The 23,672-nt window shown below is 68.6% G+C and carries 20 protein-coding genes; 13 read left to right on the top strand and 7 right to left on the bottom strand.

Annotated features, from left to right (window positions below; translation table 11 throughout):
- Positions 1-19: 19 nt before the first annotated feature.
- Complete coding sequence (locus ACZ6ZN_RS12230) at positions 20-745, top strand: DUF1707 SHOCT-like domain-containing protein (RefSeq protein WP_469645459.1); 726 nt, start codon at positions 20-22, stop codon at positions 743-745.
- 120 nt (positions 746-865) lie between these two features.
- Here ACZ6ZN_RS12230 and ACZ6ZN_RS12225 read toward each other — a convergent pair whose 3' ends face one another.
- The gene (locus tag ACZ6ZN_RS12225; protein ID WP_469645457.1) at positions 866-2,200 is read right to left on the bottom strand and encodes an SGNH/GDSL hydrolase family protein; all 1,335 of its coding nucleotides are present in this window, start codon (positions 2,198-2,200) and stop codon (positions 866-868) included.
- 196 nt (positions 2,201-2,396) lie between these two features.
- On the opposite strand from ACZ6ZN_RS12225, the gene ACZ6ZN_RS12220 reads away from it, so the two are divergent.
- Both ACZ6ZN_RS12220 and ACZ6ZN_RS12215 read left to right on the top strand, forming a co-directional pair.
- Positions 2,397-3,737 (top strand): DUF445 domain-containing protein, encoded by a 1,341-nt coding sequence (locus tag ACZ6ZN_RS12220; RefSeq protein WP_451877778.1) that lies wholly within the window; start codon positions 2,397-2,399, stop codon positions 3,735-3,737.
- A gap of 53 nt (positions 3,738-3,790) precedes the next feature.
- A complete protein-coding gene (locus tag ACZ6ZN_RS12215) occupies positions 3,791-5,323 on the top strand; it encodes an MFS transporter (protein WP_398110055.1) in 1,533 nt (510 codons plus the stop codon).
- A gap of 790 nt (positions 5,324-6,113) precedes the next feature.
- On the opposite strand, the gene ACZ6ZN_RS12210 is transcribed toward ACZ6ZN_RS12215, so the two are convergent.
- Positions 6,114-6,428: a hypothetical protein gene (locus tag ACZ6ZN_RS12210; protein ID WP_398110056.1), complete on the bottom strand. Its 315-nt coding sequence runs from the start codon at positions 6,426-6,428 to the stop codon at positions 6,114-6,116.
- A gap of 212 nt (positions 6,429-6,640) precedes the next feature.
- Here ACZ6ZN_RS12210 and ACZ6ZN_RS12205 point away from each other — a divergent pair, with 212 nt between their 5' ends.
- The 8 genes from ACZ6ZN_RS12205 to ACZ6ZN_RS12170 all read left to right on the top strand — a co-directional run bounded on the left by ACZ6ZN_RS12205 (position 6,641) and on the right by ACZ6ZN_RS12170 (position 16,488).
- Positions 6,641-7,063, top strand: a complete 423-nt coding sequence (locus tag ACZ6ZN_RS12205) for an Hsp20/alpha crystallin family protein (protein ID WP_398110057.1) — start codon at positions 6,641-6,643, stop codon at positions 7,061-7,063.
- Between the two features lie 154 nt (positions 7,064-7,217).
- A complete protein-coding gene (locus ACZ6ZN_RS12200; RefSeq protein ID WP_469645455.1) occupies positions 7,218-7,715 on the top strand; it encodes a DUF2267 domain-containing protein in 498 nt (165 codons plus the stop codon).
- Between the two features lie 303 nt (positions 7,716-8,018).
- The gene (locus ACZ6ZN_RS12195; RefSeq protein ID WP_469645453.1) at positions 8,019-8,393 is read left to right on the top strand and encodes a VOC family protein; all 375 of its coding nucleotides are present in this window, start codon (positions 8,019-8,021) and stop codon (positions 8,391-8,393) included.
- Positions 8,394-8,579: 186 nt separating this feature from the next.
- Positions 8,580-10,109, top strand: a complete 1,530-nt coding sequence (locus tag ACZ6ZN_RS12190; RefSeq protein WP_469645450.1) for an ATP-binding protein — start codon at positions 8,580-8,582, stop codon at positions 10,107-10,109.
- Positions 10,109-11,122 (top strand): PD-(D/E)XK motif protein, encoded by a 1,014-nt coding sequence (locus tag ACZ6ZN_RS12185; RefSeq protein WP_469645449.1) that lies wholly within the window; start codon positions 10,109-10,111, stop codon positions 11,120-11,122. The genes ACZ6ZN_RS12190 and ACZ6ZN_RS12185 overlap by 1 nt, the downstream gene beginning before the upstream one ends.
- Positions 11,123-11,172: 50 nt before the next feature.
- Positions 11,173-14,151 carry a Z1 domain-containing protein gene (locus ACZ6ZN_RS12180; RefSeq protein WP_469645447.1) on the top strand — a complete coding sequence of 993 codons (2,979 nt, stop codon included), beginning with the start codon at positions 11,173-11,175 and terminating at the stop codon, positions 14,149-14,151.
- Positions 14,152-14,236: 85 nt separating this feature from the next.
- Positions 14,237-15,265, top strand: coding sequence for a DNA cytosine methyltransferase (locus ACZ6ZN_RS12175; protein WP_469645445.1), 1,029 nt, complete (start codon positions 14,237-14,239; stop codon positions 15,263-15,265).
- A gap of 44 nt (positions 15,266-15,309) precedes the next feature.
- Complete coding sequence (locus ACZ6ZN_RS12170) at positions 15,310-16,488, top strand: DNA cytosine methyltransferase (RefSeq protein WP_469645443.1); 1,179 nt, start codon at positions 15,310-15,312, stop codon at positions 16,486-16,488.
- A gap of 61 nt (positions 16,489-16,549) precedes the next feature.
- On the opposite strand, the gene ACZ6ZN_RS12165 is transcribed toward ACZ6ZN_RS12170, so the two are convergent.
- The 5 genes from ACZ6ZN_RS12165 to ACZ6ZN_RS12145 form a co-directional block, all read right to left on the bottom strand.
- On the bottom strand, positions 16,550-17,518 hold the full coding sequence (locus ACZ6ZN_RS12165) for a DUF6339 family protein (protein ID WP_469645440.1): 969 nt from the start codon (positions 17,516-17,518) through the stop codon (positions 16,550-16,552).
- Positions 17,518-18,492 (bottom strand): hypothetical protein, encoded by a 975-nt coding sequence (locus ACZ6ZN_RS12160; RefSeq protein WP_469645439.1) that lies wholly within the window; start codon positions 18,490-18,492, stop codon positions 17,518-17,520. Before ACZ6ZN_RS12160 ends, ACZ6ZN_RS12165 begins: the two co-directional genes overlap by 1 nt.
- Positions 18,489-20,606, bottom strand: coding sequence for a helix-turn-helix transcriptional regulator (locus ACZ6ZN_RS12155; RefSeq protein WP_469645438.1), 2,118 nt, complete (start codon positions 20,604-20,606; stop codon positions 18,489-18,491). The genes ACZ6ZN_RS12160 and ACZ6ZN_RS12155 overlap by 4 nt, the downstream gene beginning before the upstream one ends.
- A gap of 132 nt (positions 20,607-20,738) precedes the next feature.
- Positions 20,739-21,233 carry a very short patch repair endonuclease gene (locus ACZ6ZN_RS12150; RefSeq protein WP_469645435.1) on the bottom strand — a complete coding sequence of 165 codons (495 nt, stop codon included), beginning with the start codon at positions 21,231-21,233 and terminating at the stop codon, positions 20,739-20,741.
- Positions 21,205-22,221: an SEC-C domain-containing protein gene (locus tag ACZ6ZN_RS12145; protein WP_469645432.1), complete on the bottom strand. Its 1,017-nt coding sequence runs from the start codon at positions 22,219-22,221 to the stop codon at positions 21,205-21,207. The genes ACZ6ZN_RS12150 and ACZ6ZN_RS12145 overlap by 29 nt, the downstream gene beginning before the upstream one ends.
- Before the next feature lie 202 nt (positions 22,222-22,423).
- Between ACZ6ZN_RS12145 and ACZ6ZN_RS12140 the strand changes: the two genes are divergently transcribed.
- Complete coding sequence (locus ACZ6ZN_RS12140; RefSeq protein WP_398110068.1) at positions 22,424-22,735, top strand: DUF6412 domain-containing protein; 312 nt, start codon at positions 22,424-22,426, stop codon at positions 22,733-22,735.
- 114 nt (positions 22,736-22,849) lie between these two features.
- Positions 22,850-23,560 (top strand): YidC/Oxa1 family membrane protein insertase, encoded by a 711-nt coding sequence (locus tag ACZ6ZN_RS12135; RefSeq protein WP_469645429.1) that lies wholly within the window; start codon positions 22,850-22,852, stop codon positions 23,558-23,560.
- Positions 23,561-23,672: the final 112 nt, after the last annotated feature.

Here is a 23,672-nt window from a genome sequence, read left to right as displayed (position 1 = left end):
AACTCGTAGGCTGCTGGGTATGACCGACGACGCTGTGCCGGACCTCCGCGCCTCCGACGCCGACCGTGAGCGGGTCGCCGACATCCTGCGGGACGCCCTCGCCGAGGGCCGGTTGGACATGGAGGAGTTCGAGGAGCGGCTGGACGCGACCTACCGGGCGCGGACGTACGGGGAGCTGGCGCCGATCACCCGGGATCTGCCCGCCACGGGTGTCACGGCGCCGGTCGTGTCGCTGGACAAGGAGCCGGCCGCCGGGCCGGACTGGCGGGGGCGGATCGTCGGCGGCGAGGGTTCCTCCACGTGGGCCGTGGCCGTGATGTCCGGCTTCCAGCGCAAGGGGCGCTGGACGATGCCCCGCCGGTTCACCTGCTTCGCCTTCTGGGGCGGCGGCGAGATCGACCTGCGCGAGGCGAACTTCACCGACCGCGAGGTGGAGATCAACGCGATCGCGGTCATGGGCGGTGTGGACGTCGTCGTCCCGCCCGGCGTCGAGGTCGTCGTCCGCGGCGTCGGCGTCATGGGCGGCTTCGACCACCGCGAGGAGGGCGTGCCGGGTGAGCCGGGGGCGCCGCGGGTGATCGTGACCGGGTTCGCCCTGTGGGGCGGTGTCGGGGTGCAGCGCAAGCTGAGCCGGGCGGAGAAGCTGCGCATCCGTGAGGAGCGGCGCCGCGAGAAGCTGGAGCGCAAGGAGGGCCGGCGGGAGCTGGACTCCTCGCGCCGCCGGGACTCGCACTGGGAGCACTGAGCGCCTGAGCGGGGCGTCGGCGCTGCCCGCGGTCGGCGTGGGGCGCCGGCGGCGGGTCCGGGTGCGGCCCGCGGGGTGTGGGCGCCCGCCCTGTCGGGGCCGGGCGGGCGCGCGGCGGACCTACAGTTTCGCGGGCGCGGAGCCCGTCAGCGTCCGCAGGTCGAAGGAGTGCGCCATCCGCGCGTAGCCCTGGTCGCTGGGGTGCAGGTGGTCGCCCGAGTCGTACACCGGGCGCAGCCGGAGCGGGTCGTACGGGTCGCGCAGTGCCTGGTCGAAGTCGACCACGGCGTCGAAGACGCGGCCGGCCCGGATCCGAGCGTTGATCTCCTGCCGTACCGCCTCGCGCGCCGGGGTGTAGCCGCGGTGGCCGCGGAACGGCATGAGCGTGGCGCCGACGACCTTCACGCCGCGCGCGTGGGCCTGGTCGACCATCGTGCGCAGGCCCGCGAGGATGGCGTCGGGGTCGGCGAGGCGGGGGTTGCGCAGGATGTCGTTGACGCCGAGGTCGACGACGACGACCTTGACGTTGGTCCGCTCCAGTACGTCCCGCCGGAAGCGGTTCAGGCCGCTGGGGTTGTCCGCCGGGCGGCCGAGGCCGTCGGCGAGGACCTGGTTGCCGCTGATGCCCTGGTTGACGACGCTGTAGCGGGGCAGGTCCCGCCCGGCCGCGATCTCCTCGCGCAGCCGGTCGGCCAGCACGTCGGTCCACCGGCTGTTGGCGCCGACGGTGGAGGTGACGCCGTCGGTCAGCGAGTCGCCGAGGGCGACGACGGTGCCCTCGGACTCGTTGCTGAGCACGTCCAGCGCGGTCAGGTAGCGCCAGGAGCCGGTCCGCTCGGTGTAGGGGACGCCGGTGGCGTCCCGGGTGTGGTCGCCCGGGGCGGCGTAGGAGACCTGCCGGGCGTGCCGGTGGTAGGTCACCGGGCCGGAGGCGGCCGGGGTGTAGGTGGTGACCAGGACGTCCGTGTCGGCCGGGACCGTGAGGCGCACCGCGTCGCTGAGGACCTGCCGGCCGGGCGGGATGACGACCGCGGGGCCGCCGTTGAAGGTCAGCTGCCGCATGGTGTCGGCGACCGCCGCGGGCGTGCCGCTGCCGGCGGCGAGCGCGATCGAGGCCTGGGTGATGGTCAGCGGCGACTGGCCGTAGAGATTGGACAGCGTGACGCGGGCACTCGTACCACCGACGCTGGTGTGGACGACGTTGCGCACGGATCGGTCCGCCATGCCGGTCACCTCGGTGCCGGGCTCGGCGGCGGAGGGAGAGGTGGACCAGGTGCCGACCCAGGTGCCGGTGGAGGCGGGCGCGGCGGAGTTGCGGGGGGCGCGGCCGTCGCCGAGGGCGCTGCGGCCGCGGGTGCCGTCGTCGGACGCCGCACCGGCGTACAGGGCGGCGGAAAGGGCCATGATCGCTGTGACGACGACGGCCAGGAGGGCGTAACCACGTCCTCGGGTCATGCTGTGCAGTTCTCCTCGGGCGATGGGAGCCCAAGGCTCCGATCTGATGTGCCCATGATGCGTCATGGGCCGGGGGAAGCTCACAGGGCCCCGTGGCAAAGCCCCCTTCCGGCAGACGCCGGGAACTCCTGTTCCGTTCCAGGAGTCGGTCAGGAAGGGACAATGTGTGTGCGGGATCACCGAGCGGGTGGAGCGGATGGATCGGACGAAGAGCGAACAAACGGGCGAGGCCGTGGGGCAGCATGCCCGCCCCGGCGCCGGGGTGAACCGTGCGATGACGACCTTCAGCCCGGCGGACGAGGAGAAGCGGCGCGGCGTACGCCGTATGAAGCTCACCGCCACGGGACTGCTGCTCTTCGTCGCCGTGGTCTACGTGCTCGCCAAGTGGGCCCAGAACTCGGGGGCCGGTGCCTGGGCGGGCTATGTCGCCGCCGCCTCGGAGGCCGGCATGGTCGGTGCCCTGGCGGACTGGTTCGCCGTCACCGCCCTCTTCCGCCACCCCCTGGGCATCCCCATCCCGCACACCGCGATCATCCCCAAGAAGAAGGACCAGCTCGGCGTCTCCCTGGGCGAGTTCGTGGGGGAGAACTTCCTCTCCGAGGACGTCGTGCGCCAGCGGCTGCGGGCCGTCGGCATCGGCAGCCGCCTCGGCGCCTGGCTCGCCGTCCCCGAGAACGCCGACCGGGTCACGGCCGAGCTGTCCGCCGCCCTGCGCGGCGCCCTGACCGTGCTGCGCGACTCCGACGTCCAGGCCGTCGTCGGGGAGGCGATCACCCGCCGGGCGGGCGCCCAGGAGATCGGGCCCGGCCTCGGCAAGATGCTGGAGAAGGTGGTCGCCGACGGCGGCCACAGACGCGTCGTCGACCTGGTCGTCACCCGCGCGCACGACTGGCTCGTGCTGCACGGCGACTCCGTGATGGACGCCGTGCAGGGCGGCGCCCCCGGCTGGACCCCGAAGTTCGTCGACCGGAAGGTCGGCGAGCGCGTCTACAAGGAGCTGCTGCGCTTCGTCACCGAGATGCGCGACATGCCCGCGCACCCCGCCCGCGGCGCCCTCGACCGCTTCCTCACCGACTTCGCCTCCGACCTCCAGTCCGACACCGACACCCGCGCCCGCGTCGAGCGGCTCAAGGGCGAGGTCCTCGGCCGCGGCGAGGTCCAGGACCTCATCGCCAGCGCCTGGACGGCCGTACGATCCATGATCGTCGCGGCCGCGGAGGACGAGCGCAGCGAGCTGCGGCTGCGCGTGCGGGCCTCCCTGCTCTCGCTCGGCTCCCGGATGGCGGCCGAGCGCAAGGTGCAGGACAAGGTCGACAAGTGGGTGGAGGACGCGGCCGTCTACGTCGTCACCACCTACCGCAAGGAGATCACCTCCCTCATCACCGACACCGTGGCGAGCTGGGACGCCGAGCACACCACCAAGAAGATCGAGGCGAACATCGGCCGCGATCTGCAGTTCATCCGCATCAACGGCACGGTCGTCGGCTCCCTGGCCGGACTGCTGATCTACACGGTGACGCATGCGCTCGGGGCGTAAGCGGATCGGGTCAGGGCACTTGGGAAGCGTTCTTCTCGCTGAGGAGGGAGCCCATGACCACCACGCAGGCCGGGACCGGCCGAACCGTGACGACCAGCATCCCCGCCCGCCTCGACCGCCTCCCCTGGTCGCGCTGGCACTGGACCATCGTCATCGGTCTCGGCACCGTGTGGATCCTCGACGGTCTCGAAGTCACCGTCGTCGGCAACATCGCAGGCCGTCTGTCCGAACCGGGCAGCGGCCTGCCCATCACCTCGGGCGAGGTCACCGGCCTGGCGGCCGCCCTCTACGTGGCGGGCGCCTGCATCGGCGCCCTGTTCTGGGGCCGCCTGACCGACAAATGGGGGCGCAAAAAACTCTTCATGATCACCCTCGCGGTGTACCTGGCGGCCACCGCCCTCACCGCGATCTCCTTCGACACGTGGTGGTTCCTCCTCTTCCGCTTCCTCACCGGCTTCGGCATCGGCGGCGAGTACGCGGCCATCAACTCCGCGATCGACGAACTGATCCCCAAGGAGTACCGCGGCCGCGTCGACCTGATGATCAACGGCAGCTTCTGGCTGGGCGCGGTCTTCGGCTCCCTGCTGTCGATCGTCGCCCTGGACACCGACATCTTCGCGGCGAACGTCGGCTGGCGCCTGACCTTCGCCCTCGGCGCGGTCCTGGCCCTGGTCATCCTCCTCGTCCGGCGGCACGTCCCGGAGAGCCCGCGATGGCTGCTGATCCACGGCCGCGACGACGAGGCGGAACGCATCGTCTCCTCCATCGAGCAGGAGATCGAACGGGAGAACGGCAAGCCGCTGCCGCCCGCCGAGGGTGAGATCACCATCCACCAGCGCCGCAGCGTCTCCTTCCTGGAGATCGGCCGCACGGTCTTCTCCGACTACCGCAAGCGGGCCGTCCTCGGCTTCTCCCTCTTCATCGGCCAGGCCTTCCTCTACAACGCCATCACCTTCGGCTTCGGCGCGATCCTCACGAAGTTCTTCGACGTCCCGAGCGGCAACACCGGCTACTACTTCGCCGTCATCGCCGTGGGCAACTTCTTCGGCCCGCTGCTCCTCGGCAAGCTCTTCGACACCGTCGGCCGCCGCATCATGATCTCCGGCACCTACCTCCTGTCCGGCGTGCTCCTGTTCGGCACGGCCTGGCTGTTCGACCAGGGCTCGCTGAGCGCGACCACGATGACGGCCTGCTGGTGCGCCGTCCTCTTCTTCGCCTCGGCCGGTGCGTCCAGCGCCTACCTGACGGTCTCCGAGGTCTTCCCGATGGAGACCAGGGCCATGTCCATCGCCTTCTTCTACGCCATCGGCACGGCGGCCGGCGGCATCAGCGGCCCGCTGCTGTTCGCCTCGCTGACGGAGAGCGGGGTCGTCGGCGACGCGGTCCTCGCCTTCTGCATCGGCGCGACGCTGATGTGCCTGGCGGGCCTGGTGGCGGTGTTCTTGGCCGTCAACGCCGAGCAGCGCTCCCTGGAGGACATCGCCAAGCCGCTCACCGCGGCGGCCGGCAAGGTCAAGCGCGGGGGCGGAGGCGGGAGCGACCCCGACGGCCCCGGAGCGGGGGGCTCCACGCCGGCGACGGCCTGAGTGTGAGTGTGAGCGTGAGGACGGGCGGGCCTCTGGCGCCGCCCGTCCTCGGCCACGCTCGTCCCCCTGGCTCCCCGGTCGGCGAGCGGCACGCCGGAACTGCGCTATAGTTGATCTGCGTCCAGTCGCCGGAACTCCGGTCGGCGGACAGTGCGTTGGTGGTCCAAGGAAAGACGCCCCACTTCCTGTGGGGAGATGCAGGTGCAAGGCCTGCCCGGCGCTCCAGAACAAGAACCCGGCCCTGGGATTTAGGGCCGGGTTCTTTGCTGTGTGCGGGTGCGGGTGCGGGTGCGGGTGCGGGTGCGGGTGTGTGGGCGTGGGCTCGGGTGGTTGGGTCGGCTGTACGGGCCTGGCCTGCCGTGAGCCGGTCGCGCCTTGGGGGAGGGCGATCGGCGGGCGTCAGGCGCCTGGCCGGTAGGCACCGGATGCCCTAGGGGCGGTCCGCCGAGCCCGGTCGCGGGCCGGTATGCGTGCGGTCGGCGGTCCGCCGGGCGGAGCCGACGGGCCGGGCGGAGCCCGACGGACCGGGCGGAGCCAGACGGACCGGGCGCGGTCCGACGGACAGGCGGCCGAACGCCGCGGCGCGCAGCCGCACCAGTCCGACCGCGTGCCACACACGCGACCGCCCCTGCCCACGGAGTACCGGCGTGCGGGCCTGTGGCGTACTGGCTTGCAGGTCGATCGCGTACGCGGGGCCTACGGCGTACCGGCGCGGGGCCAACGGCGTATGGGCCCCGGGGCCAACGGCATGCGGGCCCGAGGTCTACGGCGTACCGGCGGCCCGGGGCGACTACGCGTCGCCGCGCCCCCGTCGGTCCGCCACCGCCCAGGACGCGAGCGCCACGGCCCCGGCGACGCCGAACACGGCCGGCCAGGCACCCACCTTCTTGGCCAGCGGATGCGATCCCGCGAACGCGGCGACGTACGCGGCGGACAACGCGCCCGCGGCCACCCCACCCGCCTGCTGGCGCCACTGCCGGGCGGCCACCGCCCCGGCTGCCGCCAGCACGACCCCGCCGAGCGGCCGCTGCCTGGTCCAGCGGGCCGCCCCGTATCCGCCCACGAGCCCGCTCGCGGCGACCACCGCGCTGGGAACCTTCGCCATTACCTGCCTCCTGCGTGCCGCGCTCTCGCCGGGAAGAACGCTCCGGGCCCGAGGCTAACCCGCATGCACCCGGGCACCTCAGCCAGGGCAGGGCAGGACACCTCACCCCAACATGAGTCGAGGCTTGTCAACTTTCCTCGTCCGAGCTATATAAGAAGACGCAGACCGTTGGGCATCGCACCTACTGCGCCTGAAGAGAGGAGTGACCCGTGATGCTCATGCGCACGGACCCCTTCCGTGAACTCGACCGTCTCACCCAGCAGGTCCTCGGCTCCGCCGCCCGCCCGTCCGCGATGGCGATGGACGCCTACCGCACCGGGGACGACTTCTTCGTCCACTTCGACCTGCCCGGCATCGACCCCGAGACGATCGAACTGGACGTGGAGCGCAACGTCCTCAACGTCCGGGCCGAGCGCCGCTCGCCGGCCCCCGAGGGTGCGGAACCACTGGTGGCGGAGCGTCCCACCGGCACGTTCACCCGCCAGCTGTTCCTCGGCGACACGCTCGACACGGAGCGCATCGACGCGTCCTACGAGGCCGGCGTGCTGACCCTGCGCATCCCGGTGGCCGAACAGGCCAAGCCCCGCCGCATCCAGATCACCGGCGGCGACGCACGCAGGCAGATCAGCGGCTGACCCGGCCGACCGCACCCACGCAGATGCGGAGGCCGTCCCCCGCCGTCCCCCGGGGACGGCCCCCGCGCACCCCACCCACGCCCCGTGCCGCCGGTGTCGCAGGATCCCGGCGGCACGGAAGGCGGCAGCACCGGATCCGGAGGAAGACCCGCAGATGAGCGTGACGACGGTGCCCAGTGTGACGACGACACCCATGGCTCCGAAGACCCTGATCCCCAGCCCGCCCCGGCACCGCGGGCCCCGGGACGACGACAGCGCCTGGGCCCGACTGGTCGACGCCGTACGGGACTCGGGCCAGTACCCCACCAGGCCGGAGGCCGAGCGGATCACCCGTATCGTCCTGTCCGCCCTCGGCGGTCACGTCGTCGGTGACGAACGGGTCGACCTCGCACGCGCCCTGCCGGAGGAGGCGGCCCGGGTCGTCGCCTCACAGATCCCGGCCACGCGCCGGCTCACCGCCGCGGAGTTCGTCGACTCCGTCGCGGCCCGCGTCGAAGGGGCGACACCCGCGACGGCCCGCTGGGACGTCAGCTCCGTCCTCAGCGTGCTGCCGCCCCTGATCGGCGACGACCTGGTGACCCGCATCCTGGCCCAACTCCCGCCCGGCTACGCCCTCCTGTTCGGCCGAGCGGACCTGAGCCCGGCATCGTAGGCTCCCGGTGCCCTGCGCGACGGCCACTCCGGCAAGGCCCGGACGGTGGCCGTCGCGCCCGGGCCCCCGCCCCACACGCCAGGAGCCCCATCACGCGAACAGGGTCCACAACCCTCACCACCCCCAACGGCACCCGCCGCGACTGAACGCGAGGCCCTGACGCCGTCGGGACGGAACCCACGGAGCGCAGACTTCGCGAGGCGGTCCACCCGTCCCCGCCAAATGGTTCGACAGCACCCGCCCCTGCCGAGGATGCTGCGGAGCGCACGGCACCTCTGCCAACCGACGGGACGGAACCGACCCTTGAACCCCACCCTGCGCCACATCACCTTCGACTGCACGGGCGAGCCCTACGAACTGGCCCGGTTCTGGTCCGAGTTCCTCGGCCACCCCCTCTCGGAGACCGACAAGCCGGGCGACGACGAAGTCCTCATCGAACTCCCGGCCGGCACGCCCGGCCTGCTCTTCGTGAGGGTCGAGGAGCCGAAGACGGCCAAGAACCGCCTCCACTTCGACGTCGCCCCGACGGGCCGCACCCGCGCGGAAGAGGTGGACCGAGCAGTGTCGTTGGGCGCCCGCATCGAGGCGGACCGCACCCTCCCGAACGGCCGAGGCTGGGTCGTGCTGACGGACCCGGAGGGCAACGAGTTCTGCATCGAACGCGGCGAGCGAGATTAGCCAGAGCGGTGTTCCCGCCCACCCGCATAAGGCTCAGGACCCGCCCAAGGGGTCGACCGTGCCTGGGCTGAGGAGCGTTGTCCAAGTTCGAACCATGACGCTCGTTGTCGACTACCGTTATGTCGGCGTCGCAGCATGATGACGCCGAAACGTCTATAAGCAGGTGCTCGCCCGTAAAGGCAGGTCATGGTCACCGAGTGGCAGTTCGAGGTCCCGACGACGGGTAGCAAGCGCCTGCCTCCCGATGGGCGCTACATGGAAGCGCTCAGCAGTCAGGGCTACGGCTTCGACGCCGCCGTTGCCGACCTCGTCGACAACTCCATCGATGCCGGGGCTCAGAACGTCGTCATCCACTTCCTCCGCGACGGGGACGAACTCGTCAGCCTGGTGATTGTCGACGACGGCAAGGGGATGGACGAGGAAGAGCTCGATGTCGCCATGACCGTCGGTGGTCGTCGCGGTTACGAGAAGCGGTCACTCGGTATGTTCGGCACGGGTCTGAAGTCGGCCTCGCTCAGCCACGCCGACTCGGTCACGGTTGTCAGCCGGACCAAGCGCAGCCGACCTGCAGGCCGCCGTTGGCTCATGGAGCATGCGAAGCGGGGCTTCGAGTGCGACATCATCGATCCGCACTTCGCCCAGGACTTCGTCGACTTCTATCAGGGTCGTCCCATCGCGTTCCAAGGGACCATCGTCCGTTGGGACGGCGTGAAGGACTTCCCCAACCATGGAGGTGGCGGTCAGACGGACCGTTACCTGCACCGGACCGTCAACAAGCTCGGTCTGCATCTGGGTCTTCACCTGCACCGCTTCCTTGCGCGGGACGACTTCCACATCACCATCTCCATCCAGGACGTGCGCACCGGCGTGGAGTACGCGAATTACGGAGTGGAATCGCTCGACCCATTTGCGTATCCCGTTCCCGGGGACTCCGCATATCCGAGTGTTTTCACCGCTCTCGTCCCGTCGGTCGGGCCCGTTGATCTCACAGCACACATCTGGCCGCCACGGTCCTCCCTCGACGAGTACAAGGCGTTCGGTGCAGTAGTCGAGCGGGAGGGGTTCTACTTCTACCGAAACGACCGGCTCGTACAAGCCGGAGGTTGGAACAACTACCGTCAACCCGAGCAACACCTCGCCCTTGCCAGGGTGGCCGTGGACCTGCCGGACGACCCCGAAGGCAAGGTATTTCGACTGACGGTCAAGAAGGAAGGCGTGCAGGCGTCTCCGGAGTTTATCGACGCACTCGACGCCGCCGTGGACACTCGAGGCCGGACGTTCGCCCAGTACGTTCTGGACGCGGAGCGGGTTTACCGGGACGCCCGAAAGCGCGCCGGGGTGGAGCGGAAGCCCGTTGTCCCACCAGGTTGCGGGATCGATCCCCAAGTACGCCAGGTGATCGAGGAGGAACTGCCGGTCCTCACCCAGGAGGAGCCGGTGCAGTTTCGTTGGCAGCAGCTGTCCAACGAGAAGTTCTTCGAGATCGACCAGGACTCGCATGTGCTCCTGCTCAACCAGCACTACCGTGCTGCCCTGCTCGGCGGTCGTAGCGGGTCCCTCAACGATGCGCCGATGGTCAAGTCGTTGATCTACCTACTCATGCAAGATGCTTTCCGGCATGAACGGATGGGAAGCCGCCTCAAGGACAACATCGAGTTGTGGCAGTCCGTCCTCGTTGCCGCCGCGCGTGCGGAACTCGACCGAGTAGCCGACTGATGGGTCCGCGTCAGGACGGAACATCGGAGACCTCGGCCTCCGCAGCGTCGCCTGTCGAGCTGCCGTGGACCACGGTCGAGCACTATCTGGGGCGCAGGCTTGCCGCGAGCTATCGCCTTTCTCCCATCGGTAGTCCCCTCGTTTCGTACGAAATTTCCGATAGTGGTCGTGACGTAGCGCTACATGTCGAGCTCGAGGGTCGGCATCTTCCGCCACGCTCATCCTTGCCCGCCGTGCGCATCGAGCACATCTCCCATGCCGGACGGCGCCTGGCGCGTCTCACCACGCCCCAACCCGAGTTGCTCCGCGATTTTCACGATCTCCTGCTGGCCGTAGCGGACCGCGTCGTCCGGGGAGGACACGATCTGACCGAGGCATTCAACGAGACGGTGCACGGCTGGAGCGCGCTGCTCGGCAGGCCGCGGGGGATGTCGCCGGAGAAGCGATTGGGCCTCCATGGTGAACTGGCCGCCCTCGTCAGGATTGCCGGGTGCATCGGATGGCCGGCGGCACTCGACACCTGGGTGGGACCGACGGGCGAAGAGCATGATTTCGCCCTGGGAGCGGACGACTTGGAGATCAAGACGACGGCTTCCGAGCGGCGCAGACACACCATTCACGGTCTCGGGCAACTTTCGTCGTCCCCGGGACGGTCCCTGTGGTTCGCGTCGCTCCGTCTCACGCGAGGAGGAGCGGGAGGCCGCACCCTGAAGGATTCGGTCACTGCCGTCCGCGATGCAGCCGCATCCGAGAACATCGCCCTCGGACGACGGCTGGATCACCTGCTGGCAGCCGCCGGCTGGGATCCGGATGAGCCGGACGACGAACGCTGGACCCCACGTGACAGCCCCTTGCTGCTGCGGGGTGACGAGCTACCCCGCATTACGGACTCCGATGTGCCCGCCGGTAGCCGAGCGAGGATCGATCACGTCGTCTACGACATCGACGTCACCGGACTGCCACCAGCCCAGGGTCCTTCGGCGGTCGACCTTTCCGACCTGCCGTTGCCCTGACCCGCCACAGCCCACGTCCATCCGGCCCCGTTCGGCACTTGAGGAAGATCATGACCAGCGGTTCCAACGACGCGCTTCTACTGCAGCTGCATCATGCCGCTCTTTCGGACATGCAGAGCAGTCGTCCAAAGAAGCTGAAGAGGGCGCTCGTCTATCAGGCGGAGGACCTGTCGCCGGAGGCGGAGGAGCTCGCCACAGAGGAGGTTCTGCGGGGAGCGTTGGAAAAAGCACGTTCCACAGACCCCCTGGTCGAGTTGTGGCGCAAGAGGCTGACGGAGTGGGACTTCGCCACGCACCCCGCCTGGTCGAATAGCCCGGAGCGCACAGAAGGGCGACGGGAGGATGTGTACGCGCTTCTGGGCCTTGCCCAGGAGACCTGCACGTTGTTGGACGACCTGATCCCCGTCTCCACCTCCGAAGCGCCGGTCGTCATCTCGGACGAATTCACTCCCTGGTACACACCGCAGTCGCAGCAGGGCCGTCCCTGGTATTGGCCGTCTTACCGCACCTACCTGGAACAGAAGGGGTGGGACCCAGCGGCCGTCGCCGATCTGGATGTGGCCACCGACGCCGTCGTCGAGCGCCTTGCCGACCCCACCCAGGCGAGTGCTTACCAATCCAAAGGCCTGGTCGTCGGATATGTGCAATCGGGCAAGACGGCGAACTTCAGCGGTGTGATCGCGAAGGCCGTCGACGCCGGATACCGACTGATTATCGTCCTCGGCGGTACGCTCAACATGCTGCGCGCCCAGACCCAGCGTCGCCTGGACATGGAACTGGTGGGTCGTGAAAACATCCTGCGCGGGGCGAGCGAGTTCGAGTCGGACTATGCCGACGACCCGGCGTGGAGCCAGGGCAGGTTCGTCACCTTCGGTGCTCTCCCGTCCGCCCTCGGCGCCTTCGACATCGTTCGGTTGACCACCCGGGACGACGACTACAAGAGTCTGCTTCAAGGTATCACCGCGCTCGAATTCGAGAAGAGAGAACGAGCGCTGCCCCTCTATGACCCGCAGAATCTGCACCGGTCGTCGGCTCGGCTCATGGTGGTCAAGAAGAACAAGACCGTGCTCGGCAGGCTCGTGAAGGACCTCAAGAAGATCAAGACGCCGCTGGCCGAGATTCCCGTGCTCATCATCGACGACGAGTCGGATGAGGCCTCGGTGAACACGTCGAATCCGGCCAAGCCGGATGCCGAGCGCACCGCGATCAACCAGAAGATCTCCGACCTGCTGCGGATGCTGCCGCGCTCGCAGTACGTCGGCTACACGGCCACCCCATTCGCCAACGTCTTCGTCGACCCCAGCGACGTCGAGGACGTCTTCCCGAAGGACTTCATCGTCTCCCTGCCTCGTCCGGAGGGATACATGGGGGCCAGGGACTTTCACGACCTCGACTCTTCTGTGCCGGAGGAGAGCCGAACGTTTGCCAACTCGAATGAACTGGCCCACGTGCGCAACATCACCGTGGACGACGACGGTGGAGAGGACGACATCTGCCTCCAGCGAGCCATGGACATGTTCGTCCTCACAGCGGCAATGAAACTGTACCGAGAGGACCGGGGAGGCCTGGGCGATCGGTACTTCCAGCACCACACCATGCTCATTCATGAATCGGTCCGCACCGACGTCCACCGCGAACTCCTGGGCAAAGTGACTCAGATGTGGTGGAACGCCGGGTACATGGGTCCGCGGGGTCACGAGCGCCTCCGCAGCCTGTTCGAGAGCGACATCGCTCCGGTATCGGCTGTCCGAGCCGATGGTTACGCGGTTCCTTCCTCCTTTGAGGACCTCAGTCGCTACGTCGGCCCGGCTGTCACCCGAATCGGCGGAGACGACAACCCCATCATCGTGGTCAACGGTGACAAGGACATCGAAACCGGCGAAGCCGACTTCGACAAGCGCTCGATCTGGAAGATCCTCATCGGAGGGCTGAAGCTGGCTCGCGGCTTCACCGTCGAAGGGCTCACTGTCTCCTACTTCCGTCGCCGAGCGGGCAACGCTTCCACTCTGATGCAGATGGGGCGCTGGTTCGGATTCCGCGAGGGCTATCGGGACCTCGTACGTCTCTTCCTCGGGCGGGCTGAGACTGTAGGGGCGAAGGAAATCGACCTGTACGCGGCGTTCGAGGCGATCTGTTTGGATGAGGAGAACTTCCGCGCCGAATTGAAGCAGTACGCCACCATGGTCGACGGGAAGCCGCAAGTCACACCGGCCCAGGTTCCGCCCCTGGTATCCCAGCACTTGCCCTGGCTCAAGCCGACCAGCCCCAACAAGATGTACAACGCGCGTCTGGTCGAGCTCCACTCGCCGGGGCAGTGGCAGGAACCCACCGCCTACCCGACGAAGGCCGCAGATCTCCGGCACAACACCCGACTGTGGTCGCCGATCCTGGAAGCGTTGCCGCCCACCCTGACGTCGCTGGCGTATCACTTCCCGCCGGAGAAGGGGCACGCGGCCGTCACCCACAGGTTCGACGCTTTCGTCGGTTTGCTCGGCCCAGAGGAGTTCCTGCACCTCGTGCGCGAACTGCGCTGGGGTACCACTTCCCAATTCGCTCCCAACCTCGCGTACCTGGCCGAGATCACTGGAGACGCGCCAAGGGAAGTGGACGACTGGCTGGTCATCGCACCGCAACACTCCAAGCAGGGGCAGCGAGTGGCGCTCGACTCCGATGACCGCACCTTCGCGTGGTTCGGACGTGATCGTAGGCGCGGACCGTTGTTCGGTGCCATCAGCGAGCCCAAGCACCGAGCCGTTCCTCTGCGCATCGCAAGGTCCCTCGCCGACTCGGGCGACCCCGTCACCGAGAGCCTCGTCGCACCCCGCCGAGGCGTCGTCGTCGTCTACCCGGTCGTCGAAGGGAAGCACCGGTCCCCGATCCTCGACGAGCGCCGACCGGCACCGGACAAGGTGGTCATGGCATTCTCCTTCGTGGCTCCCGCCACTGCCCGTCGAGGTGACGGTCGCGTACTCCGCTTCACCACCGTCGACTCCGCCAAGGAAGGGCAGGCCATCATCGATGCTCCCTGACGGGGTGGACGGATGCTTGTGGGGGGCGACGAGCGGGCGGCAAGCGAATTTCCGCTACTGCGGGGGGGTGAGGGAGATGACGGGGGTGAGGGAAGCGGTTGCCACCCGGCACGGGGACGATGGCGCCTTACGAGGCCGGTTCCGTTCGCTGGAGATCTGTGCAGGTGCGGGAGGGCTGGCGCTCGGACTCGAATCTGCCGGTTTCGATCCGGTATTGCTCATCGACAGTCGTCCCGTGGCATGTGAGACGCTGCGTTACAACCGTCCGTCATGGGATGTCCGTGAGGCAAACCTCCTCCACTTCGACCCCGCCGAGGATCGGAAGGTGTACGACGTTCACTTGCTTTCGGGCGGCCTGCCGCGAGTGAAGTCACCTGCGGCCGTAGCGCGGACACGTGGCGATGACGCGGAGTTGTCCGTCCTGAAGGCCGCAGTCGACCTCGTCTATGGTGTGCAGCCGCGTGCCATCTTGTTCGAGAACGTGCCGGAACTGATCCGAAAAAGCGACTACGAGCCGGTCCGGGAACTCGTTGCCAAGGAACTCGATCATCTTGGATACAAGTTCCGCTGGCATGTGTTGAACGCCAAGGGCTTCGGTGTGCCCCAGAGTCGGGAAGTAGGTTTCCTCGTTGCCCTCAAAGGCGAGCTGATGGATCACTTCGAGTGGCCGCGACCGCACACTGCTCCTGCTCCCACCGTAGGGGAGACCTTGCAGGAGTCGATGGGCGCCAGGGGGTGGTCGGACGTGGCCGGGTGGGCTGCCCAAGCCGACTCGATCGCTCCCACCATCGTGGGCGGCTCCTGGGAACGTGGGGGAGCGGATCTGGGGCCGACGGGCGCCAAAGCGAAGTGGGAACGTCTCGGGGTGGATGGTGCCACTGTCGCCGATCAGGTCCCGGACGCAACCTTCGTCTGGGATCCATCCCGGGGTCGTAGAGGTCGTGTCGCCCTCACGGTGGAGCAGGTGGCGCTATTGCAAGGTTTCCCGCCGACCTGGCAGATCGCGGGCCGTAAGACCGCGCGCTACCGACAGGTGGGCAACGCCACCCCGCCGCCTCTCGCTCACGCCTTGGGTAACTCGATCGCCAGCGCACTGCGAGCGGGGGAGGGCTGACAGTGGGGGCGCCTGCCTCCGGCCGCCCGATAGACTTCCGCACCATGACCAGCACGCCGCCCGGCCAGCCCAATTGTCGGGGTTTCCGCATTGTCGACCTGTTTGCGGGGCCCGGGGGCTTGGACATGGCAGCCGAAGTGTTGGGCATCCCCTCCGTTGGTATCGAGTGGGACGACGACGCAGTGGCCACACGGCACGCGGCCGGGCTGCCGACCGTCCATGGGGATGTGCGCCTGTTCGGGCCGGACAACCCCGGCTTCGAGGACTGCAATGTGCTGGCAGGTGGGCCCCCGTGTCAGACGTTCTCCATCGCCGGCAGCGGTTCCGGTCGCAAGGCATTCGACCTGGTTACGGGATTCATTCACCGCATGCACGCCTGGTACGAGCGGGAGAAGGTCGGTGCCAAGGGGGAAACGTGGGAGGACATCCAGCGAGAGCTGGACAAGCTCGACGACGAACGTACGGGGCTGGTTTTGCAGCCGCTGCGGTGGATCTTCGAGGCGATGCTGCGGCCACGTCACGGTGGCACGGATCCCGAGCCCTTCCAAGTGATCGTCCTGGAACAGGTCCCCGCCGTCATCGAGGTCTGGCATGAGTACGAAAAGGTCCTTAAGGCCATCGGGTACCAGACCGACGCGAAGGTCTTCCATACCGAGCAGTACGGCGTCCCCCAAACCCGTAGACGCGCCGTGCTCGTGGCTCGCCACGGGGATGAGCCCGCTCGGTTGCCCGACCCGACGCATCAGCAGTACCGCAAGGGCTCGCTGCCTGCTGACGCCCTCTTCGGTGGAGGTCGCGAAGCATGGGTCTCCATGGAGAAAGCGCTCAATGAGGTGTACACCCGGGTACAGGAGGCTCCTCGACGTCACATGCCGTTCTGCGTCGTCTCCAACTATGGCAGTGGTGGCGATCCCAAAGCACGCGGTCGTCGCTCGTCAGGCGAGCCGGCGGCGACGATCACCGGCAAGTGGAAACGCAATCGGATTGTCAGTGTCGATGTCCGGGAAACAGACCTCGGGCGCTTGAGCAATCAGGAGGCGGGGGTTCTCCAGAGCTTCCCCTACCGATACCCGTGGCGCGGCAATGAGCAGGCGCAGCAGATCGGTAACGCCGTGCCACCGCGGTTCGGAGTGCATGTGCTGAGCGCAGCCCTCGGCTTGGGCGTTCCCGGGAGCGACGTCTGGGAACGGCTGTTGTGCTGGGACCGAGAGAGAACTGCCTGAGCACAGGAGCGGGCGGTAGCTTCTGGCAGGGGACCGAGACGGACAGGGACGATCCGTCGCTCTAGGACATCCAAGAAGGTAGGTCCTTCGCCAGACTCACCCCTTCTCGCTGCCCCGGCACCCCCTGCTGCCGCAGGGACTCGCCCTGCTCCGCCGCGGTGGACGCGCGGCCTCGGCGACGAATCGGCGCCTCGGCCAGGAGTCTCTCGAACAGGGGCAGCAGGACGTCGATGGCGGCGCGCGGTACCCGGCCATCGTCGGGCCCCTCGGGAAGCCGGTCCCAGTGCACGGGGGGTGCCGTTGCGGCGTCGGCGATCCAGTCTTGCAAGTCCTCGACCAGAGGCGGCTGGTCAGGAGCGAGTACGTCGTACACCAGAGTGCTGCCTGCGGTATTGACGGCGGAGGAGAGCGCGTTGATGTGATCACCGGGTCGAGGGACGCCGGACGAGAGCAGTCCCTCGAACACGGCCAGCAAGGCCTGGGCCGTGGGCCGGTGGTCGATGACATCGAGACGAAGCGTGGTGTTCAGGATGTCCTGAACACTGCAGGCGACTTCGACGGGGCGATAGTCCGCACCGTCGCGGAACAACTCCGCCGCCCACCACAAGCGAGAGAAGCATTGCGTGTAGTGAGGGCCGGAGAAGCGGGAGCTCTGGGTGAGCTCGGTGCCCTTGTGTCGCCACACGACATAGTCGGGGGCCACCAACATCGCCAGATGGTTCCAGCGTCTGCTGTCTCCTGCTTCCGCGCGCGTCATGCGCAGTGTGGCGTGCAGACGTGGAGCGAGCCAGCCGTCCGCGGCCGTGCGCTGAGTTGCGAACCTCGTCATCGCGACATCGAGGAGCTCGCGGACGGGGGCGGTCTGCCACCGTGTCTCGTCCTCGGGCAGCAGCGTGCCGGCCTTGCGCAACGCGACCTGAGGCGGGTTCTCCTGACCCGACTGCATGCCCCGGCTCAGAAACTTGGCCACTGCGGCATCCGGCAGAAGGCCGAGCACCGGCGGGACCTCGAAAGGTACGGTGCGCGGCATCAGTCGGTCCTCTCGGCGCGGTCTGCGGTTCGCAGGGCAGTGGTGAGTTTCTTGGAGATCTGTGCGCGGCGGCCGGCTGCATACTGGATGCCGGTCTGGAGTTCCGACCAGCCGAACCCTTTGGTGCGACGCTCGCTGATCTCGAAGAGGGCATCCGTCGGCTGCCGGCCCGGTAGAACGTCGGGCAGCATCTGGCGCAGCACCGACTCTCGCCATCCGGTCGGCATGACGGGAGTTCCGTCTTCGTCCGCGTCGAGGTCACTGACAGCGGTCTGGAACATGGCTGTCCAGGCGTCCTGGGCGACCTGCGAGGCCGTCATCTCCCGCACGATCTTCTCCGTCGGGCTGCCGCCGCGGCTGCTGAGCAGTTCCATGAGCCCCTCGACCGCTGACGTATTGAGGTAGACGGTCGGTATGTCCCCCGAGGTTTCGATGATCCAAGGCGAGTCCTTGTACGGGCGCAGCCACTCGTAGGGCCCCTCGCGAAAATCGATCTCCACGATCTCGATCTCGCGCTGCCGGACCGGCGTGGCTTCTTCGAGGTCGAGGTACCAGTCCTGCTCGATCGCGCCTACAAGTCGTCCCGGGACGCCATGGACACTTGCCACCACCAGCAAGGACAGCGTCGCTCGTCGAAGATGCGAAGCTCGCGAGAGCGTGATCGAGCCCGTGTGCACACCCTCGCCGACCGAGGTGAGAGTCACGGTGGTGCGCGCGTTGGTCGCCTTCTCGGTCAGGGTCGCCAAGCAGGTCACGTCCTGCCAGGGGCCCTCCGCCAACTCCTTGGCGGGTAGGACGGCACGCAGGTCGAGGACGGCCTCGGCCCACCTGGCACGGCCCGACTGGTGGAGCGCGACGACGCGCTCCGCCACCGACACGTTGGTGTAGGGGAGCGGTTTGCCGTCGATGCTGACGGCGACCACGTCACACTCCACGTCACCGAGGAGGGTCGGGTAGGGGAACACCGGCTTCACACTCCACCTCCACGGGCCTTGGGCACATCCACGGCCAGTCGGGCATAGCCGCCACGGACGGGGTGTGACGCCGGATCGGTGACACCGCTGAACACCGCGGTCCGAACACCGGGTTCGATGACGATGGTGCCGTTCTCCGCGCGACACGACTCGGAGCCGACGAGCAACTCCCACTCCACTGAGGGGCGACCACCGGAACGCACGTCGAACTTGGCTACGGGAGCCAGCACCCAGGGGTCCGAGGCATCCGGTAGCCGCAGGTGGACGGTGACGTGCCAGGCGCCTCGTTCGTCGATGCGGGCCTCGACTCTCCGCACGGTCGGGAACGATTGGGCGCGACGTCCCAGGGGGCCGGAGTTCATATCGAGTTTGAGCAATTCCCGCAGCACGGCCGGACCACCGGTCCGTGTGATGTCTCGCTTGCCCAGCAGCGAACGAACGGTTTTGTCGATCGAGGACCTGAACTCCTTCAGCCTGGTCAACGCTCCGCGTTCGTAGGCCGTGGTCAGTTCCTCCGTCCTGTCCCAACGATCGTGTTCCGGTGGCTCAGAGGCGCGCAGAAAGGCTTCGGCGAATTCGACGTCCTCACCGTCACGGCCGGTGGCGTAACCCGCGAGAAGAACGGCTTGGAAAGGTGTCGTGCCCAGAGGAAGGTCGCGTGGACGGTGCTCGGTGATGCTCATGCGATTGCCGCGCATGCAGACGACACGATTGATGTGTGCGTCGTGGTCGTCGGCAGGAGTGAGCAGGAGTACGGCAAGATGCTCACGGCCTTTGTCACGAGGCCGCCCCTGGCCCTTGAGCGGAGTGACGATCATGGGGACATCGGCACGGACCACCTGGCCCGCAGACGTCAGTTCGGTGACCGTGTTGCCGTCGAGGTAGGCCTGCAGCGCTCGGCTGAGTGCGGGGTGGTGGTCATGTGGATCGACCCTCTTCGCCGGGATGTAGACCTCTCCGTTTCGGAGGGTCGTGACGCGCGCCTCCAGCAACGGGCCCGCCGAACTGCCGCCCAACATGGCCGCCCAGAAGCCGTCGGCGAGCGCACGGACGAGCTTGTCGTGCATTTCCTGCAAGGACTCGGCGTCTCCGGAAGCGTCATGCGCGCCGACAATCAGGAAAGAGGTGCCGGTCTCGGCGCTCCCGCGTTCGAGATGCAGGCCGTGCAGGGTCTCGTCGTCGGCCCACCATGACCTGGACACGCCCTCGTGCTCCGGATCGGTGTCCGGCTCACCGAGCCAGGCCGGCCCCGCGTATGCCTCCCCGCCCACCTCGTGCCAGGGCAGATCGATACGTCCGATGACACGCCCTTCGGTGCGTCCCTCATGCGGTTCCGAGAGCGTCGAATTGATCAGCACGAGTCCGAAACGGCTCGTTGCCCAAAGAGTGGCCTTGCCCAACCCGTAGGAACCGCCTGCCCGTCCGCCTGTGACCTTGTGGCTGTCGAGTTGTCGCCGGACCACGGCGGCGAATCGTCCGTCGCTGTACTCGGGGCCCGTCAGACCCGCTGCGTTGTAGTCATCGATGCGGAGGAGGAGCAAGCGACGCTCCTTTGACAGGTCCTCCAAGGCGGAGTGAAGGCTCCGCGATACTTTTTGGGTGCCCCGCGAGGCCTCGGTGTAGTGAGGGAGCAGTTCTCCCCACTGCAGGGTGGCCAGAAAAGCATCGAGGTGCGGCCCGTCCAGCTCATGCAGCGTGTAGTGCACACGCACGGGGGAGCGATCGTCGCAGCGTTCGTCCAGGGAGTTCTGCGTCGCCTCCCGAGCCAATACCGAGAGGTCCGCGTCGAAGGCGAAGGCGGCCGCGTTCCCGTATTCGCGACCACCGTCGGCGTGCGCGGGCCGGTGATGCCAGGCGACAGGCCGGCCCGTCGGTACGTCGACCGTGCGCGTCACGACGGCGGCAAGGTCGGTGCCGAGGATCTCCGCAATACGCGCCTTGGTCTCGTCGCGGGGTTCCGCGCGGCCGTTGATCCACGCGGAGACGGCGGCGCGGGTCTTGCCCACCTGTGCGGCCAAGTCCGTCTGCGACATGTCGGCTCGGCGCAGTTGGCGTTCCAACCACGAGCCGAAAGCCTCGCCGCGTACGACGGGCGGCGGAAGAGATTCGGGCATGGCGACATTCGCCTCCTGACACCGGGACCAGGCTGGTGGGGCGGAACGGGCCCAGGGTACAGGCTTGTTTGACACCATGAGGATGTGTCAAAAAAGAACTGACCGAGCCCTACCTACCAGCCCAACAGGGCATCACCTTCGACGGCTCGCCGCCTGCCGTGCTTTCACGACAAGCTGAACGCGAACCGCGGCGTCCACGGGATTCTCGTGCTCCCACACGCGCACAGCCAGCCACCCGGCGGCTGCCAGCCGTTCGTCCGTGTTCCGGTCCCTGCGCCGATTGCCCTCGATCTTCTCCCTCCAGAACTCCGAGTTCCTCTTGGGCCACGTTGCGTGTTCCGGGCAGCCGTGCCAGAAGCAGCCGTCCACGAATACGGCCACTTTGGTGGGACCGAACAGGATGTCTGCTTCCCGCCGGACCCCTTTGAGTGGCTTTCGATGGACTCTGTACCGCATGCCCGCGGCATGCAACGCCCGGCGCAGTGCCATTTCGACGTCCGTGTCCCGGCTGCGCTGCCGGCTCATCCGCGCACGCGTCTCAGGAGTGGTGTCCACCGTGGACCGTGTCTTCCGTTCCGACTGCTTCGTCACTGCCTGGCTATGCCTCCGAGCCGTGGCACTCCCCATACGCCCGCCCCGACCCGCACCAGCAGTTCGAGCCGTCCTGCGGCGGCCACGCCACCGCTCGCCCCCGGGCCGCGAGCGTCGTCGCGTACTGGGGGAGCAGCGTCGGGTCTCCCGGGGAGCTGCCCTCCGAGGCCGCGAAGGCCTCGTAGGACGGGACCGTGCCCGTGACGATGCCGAGGTTCGGGGTGCCGGAGGCGGACAGTTCCCGCAGGGCGCGCTCTATCGAGGCCAGGTGCTCCTCCTGGGACGGGTACTCCTCGGCGAGCGCCGGGTACGCCTCCAGGAGTTCCGTCAGTTCCGGCGCCGGCCAGTGCAGGATCGCCACCGGGAACGGGCGGGACAGCGCCGCGCGGTACGCGCCCAGTTCCGCTCGCAGGCGCAGGATCTCCGCCTCCAGTTCCGCCGGGTTCTCCGAGCCGAGGGACCAGACCCGCTTGGGGTCGTGCAGTTCGTCCAGGGAGACCGGCAGGGAGTGCACCGAGTCCGCCAGGGCGTCCCACTCGTCGTGGGAGCGGCCCAGCATCCGGCGGACCCGGTGGCGGCCGAAGAGCAGCGGGTGGGTCGGCTGCGCGGGGTGCGCCACGTCCGTCAGCAGATGGCGCACCGCCTCCGTGAAGGTCTCGTGCGCTGCTTCCAGCTCGTCGTGGTTCTCCAGGGCCTCCGCGACGATGACCCAGGGGGCCGGGTCCTGGGGGGCCGAGGCGCGGACGCCCTCGATGATCGCCCGGGCCTCGGCCTCGTGGCCGTACTCCCAGAGGTTCGAGGCCTTCAGGGCGCGGACCAGGTGCGGGTTGTCCAGACCGTCGGGGGAGGCCAGGAGGCGGTCGTAGAGCTTGGTGGCGCTGGGGCGGTCGCCGGACAGTTCCAGGTGGGCCGCCGCCCGCAGCAGCAGGGCCTCGGCGTCCTCGGGGTACAGGCCGGCGGTCCGCTCCAGGCGTGCCGCCTCGGCGGTGTGGTCGACGTTTTCGGCAGGCGTGTCGGGGCGCATGGGGGACACCGTACTGCCGGGAGGTGACAAGCGTGAGAGATCCGCAGGCCGGACCCGATGACGGACGTGCGGCGGCTCCCGCTCCTGCACCGGCGTCCACACCCCGGTCCGGCCGGGAGGGCGATCCTGTATAACGTCAGCAGGGATACGGTCGGCAGGGATACGGTCAGCAGGGATACGCACAGGGGAGGAGGGGCAGCCGGTGAACCGCACCAGGTCCGCGCTGCGTCCCGTCCTCGCGCTGTTCCTCCTCGTCGCCGGGGTGCTGCTGCTCGACACCGGCAGCCTCTTCGCCACGGTCGCCCTCGCCGCGACCGCCGCCGCCTCGGCCGCCCTCGCCGTCTGCTCCGTCGTCGCCTCGCGCTGCGCGCCCGCCGTGCCGCGCACCCGGGTGCGCACGGCCATCCGGGACCGCGACCGCCGTACGGCCTTCCTGCCCCAGCGTGATCCCGACGCCCGGGGGCGCACCCGGCCCCGGGCGCCCGGTCACGCCCTCCGGGCGACCGTCGCGTAGGGAACCCCTCGGGGAGTCAAGGGACTTCCGGGCCTCCAGGGGGGCCGATCCCGCGCGGGTCGTCATGCCGCCTTCTCCGATTCCGGCACGACGAGACCCCCGGAGGGCTCACCCATGTCCGTCTTCGCTCACCTGGTCGAGCAGCTCGCCGACCTGCTCCAGCCGCTGTTCGGCGCCTCCGCGGCCGCCGCCGCGATCGTCCTGTTCACCGCGCTCGTACGGCTCCTCGTCCATCCTCTGTCCCGGGCCGCCGCGCGGGGCCAGAAGGCGCGGACCGCACTGCAACCGCGGATCGCCGAGCTGCGCAGGAAGCACGCCGGGAATCCCGAGAAGCTGCAGCGGGCCGTGCTCGACCTGCACACCGAGGAGAAGGTCTCGCCGCTGGCCGGCTGCCTGCCCGGGCTGCTTCAGGCCCCCGCCTTCTTCCTGCTCTACCACCTGTTCTCCAGCGACACGATCGGCGGCGAGGCCAACGGGCTGCTCGGTCACCGGCTGCTCGCCGCGCCGCTCGGCGGGCGATGGGCCGACGCGCTCGACAGCGGGCTGTTCGGCGGGGCGGGGCTGGTGTACGCGGGGCTGTTCGCCGTGGTCGCGTGCGTCGCCGTGTTCAGCTACCGGCTCAGCAAGCGCATGATGGCCGCCAACCCGGTGCTGCCCTCCGGGGACGCCGAACAGGTGCCCGGGGCGGGGGCGGTGGCCAGGGTCATGCCGTTCATGTCGTTCTTCACGCTGGTCACCGTGGCCGTGGTGCCGCTGGCGGCCGCGCTGTACGTCGTCACCAGCACGACGTGGAGCGTCATGGAGCGGGCCGCGCTGTACCGCTGACCCGGCGGGGCGGGGTCCAGTACGTGAACGGGGTATTGCGGACTGCACCCCGACCTTGGAGGATCGACCAGCCCTGCCGATGGCTCCCCGCCGCATCCGGGTCGCGCGCGTC

This window comes from Streptomyces sp. NPDC053665, from assembly GCF_055585285.1.
Note: the sequence above shows the minus strand (reverse complement) of the source record. Positions and strands in the feature narration are given on the sequence as shown.

What these genes read in the sequence shown, in the direction of transcription:
- ACZ6ZN_RS12230 (WP_469645459.1), top strand. Translation starts at nt 20, where the DNA reads ATGACCGACGACGCTGTGCCGGACCTCCGCGCCTCCGACGCCGACCGT.
- ACZ6ZN_RS12225 (WP_469645457.1), bottom strand. Translation starts at nt 2,200, where the DNA reads ATGACCCGAGGACGTGGTTACGCCCTCCTGGCCGTCGTCGTCACAGCG.
- ACZ6ZN_RS12155 (WP_469645438.1), bottom strand. Translation starts at nt 20,606, where the DNA reads ATGCCCGAATCTCTTCCGCCGCCCGTCGTACGCGGCGAGGCTTTCGGC.
- ACZ6ZN_RS12165 (WP_469645440.1), bottom strand. Translation starts at nt 17,518, where the DNA reads ATGCCGCGCACCGTACCTTTCGAGGTCCCGCCGGTGCTCGGCCTTCTG.
- ACZ6ZN_RS12200 (WP_469645455.1), top strand. Translation starts at nt 7,218, where the DNA reads ATGAGCGTGACGACGGTGCCCAGTGTGACGACGACACCCATGGCTCCG.
- ACZ6ZN_RS12180 (WP_469645447.1), top strand. Translation starts at nt 11,173, where the DNA reads ATGACCAGCGGTTCCAACGACGCGCTTCTACTGCAGCTGCATCATGCC.
- ACZ6ZN_RS12215 (WP_398110055.1), top strand. Translation starts at nt 3,791, where the DNA reads ATGACCACCACGCAGGCCGGGACCGGCCGAACCGTGACGACCAGCATC.
- ACZ6ZN_RS12205 (WP_398110057.1), top strand. Translation starts at nt 6,641, where the DNA reads ATGCTCATGCGCACGGACCCCTTCCGTGAACTCGACCGTCTCACCCAG.
- ACZ6ZN_RS12210 (WP_398110056.1), bottom strand. Translation starts at nt 6,428, where the DNA reads ATGGCGAAGGTTCCCAGCGCGGTGGTCGCCGCGAGCGGGCTCGTGGGC.
- ACZ6ZN_RS12150 (WP_469645435.1), bottom strand. Translation starts at nt 21,233, where the DNA reads ATGGGGAGTGCCACGGCTCGGAGGCATAGCCAGGCAGTGACGAAGCAG.
- ACZ6ZN_RS12145 (WP_469645432.1), bottom strand. Translation starts at nt 22,221, where the DNA reads ATGCGCCCCGACACGCCTGCCGAAAACGTCGACCACACCGCCGAGGCG.
- ACZ6ZN_RS12135 (WP_469645429.1), top strand. Translation starts at nt 22,850, where the DNA reads ATGTCCGTCTTCGCTCACCTGGTCGAGCAGCTCGCCGACCTGCTCCAG.
- ACZ6ZN_RS12185 (WP_469645449.1), top strand. Translation starts at nt 10,109, where the DNA reads ATGGGTCCGCGTCAGGACGGAACATCGGAGACCTCGGCCTCCGCAGCG.
- ACZ6ZN_RS12220 (WP_451877778.1), top strand. Translation starts at nt 2,397, where the DNA reads ATGGATCGGACGAAGAGCGAACAAACGGGCGAGGCCGTGGGGCAGCAT.
- ACZ6ZN_RS12190 (WP_469645450.1), top strand. Translation starts at nt 8,580, where the DNA reads ATGGTCACCGAGTGGCAGTTCGAGGTCCCGACGACGGGTAGCAAGCGC.
- ACZ6ZN_RS12170 (WP_469645443.1), top strand. Translation starts at nt 15,310, where the DNA reads ATGACCAGCACGCCGCCCGGCCAGCCCAATTGTCGGGGTTTCCGCATT.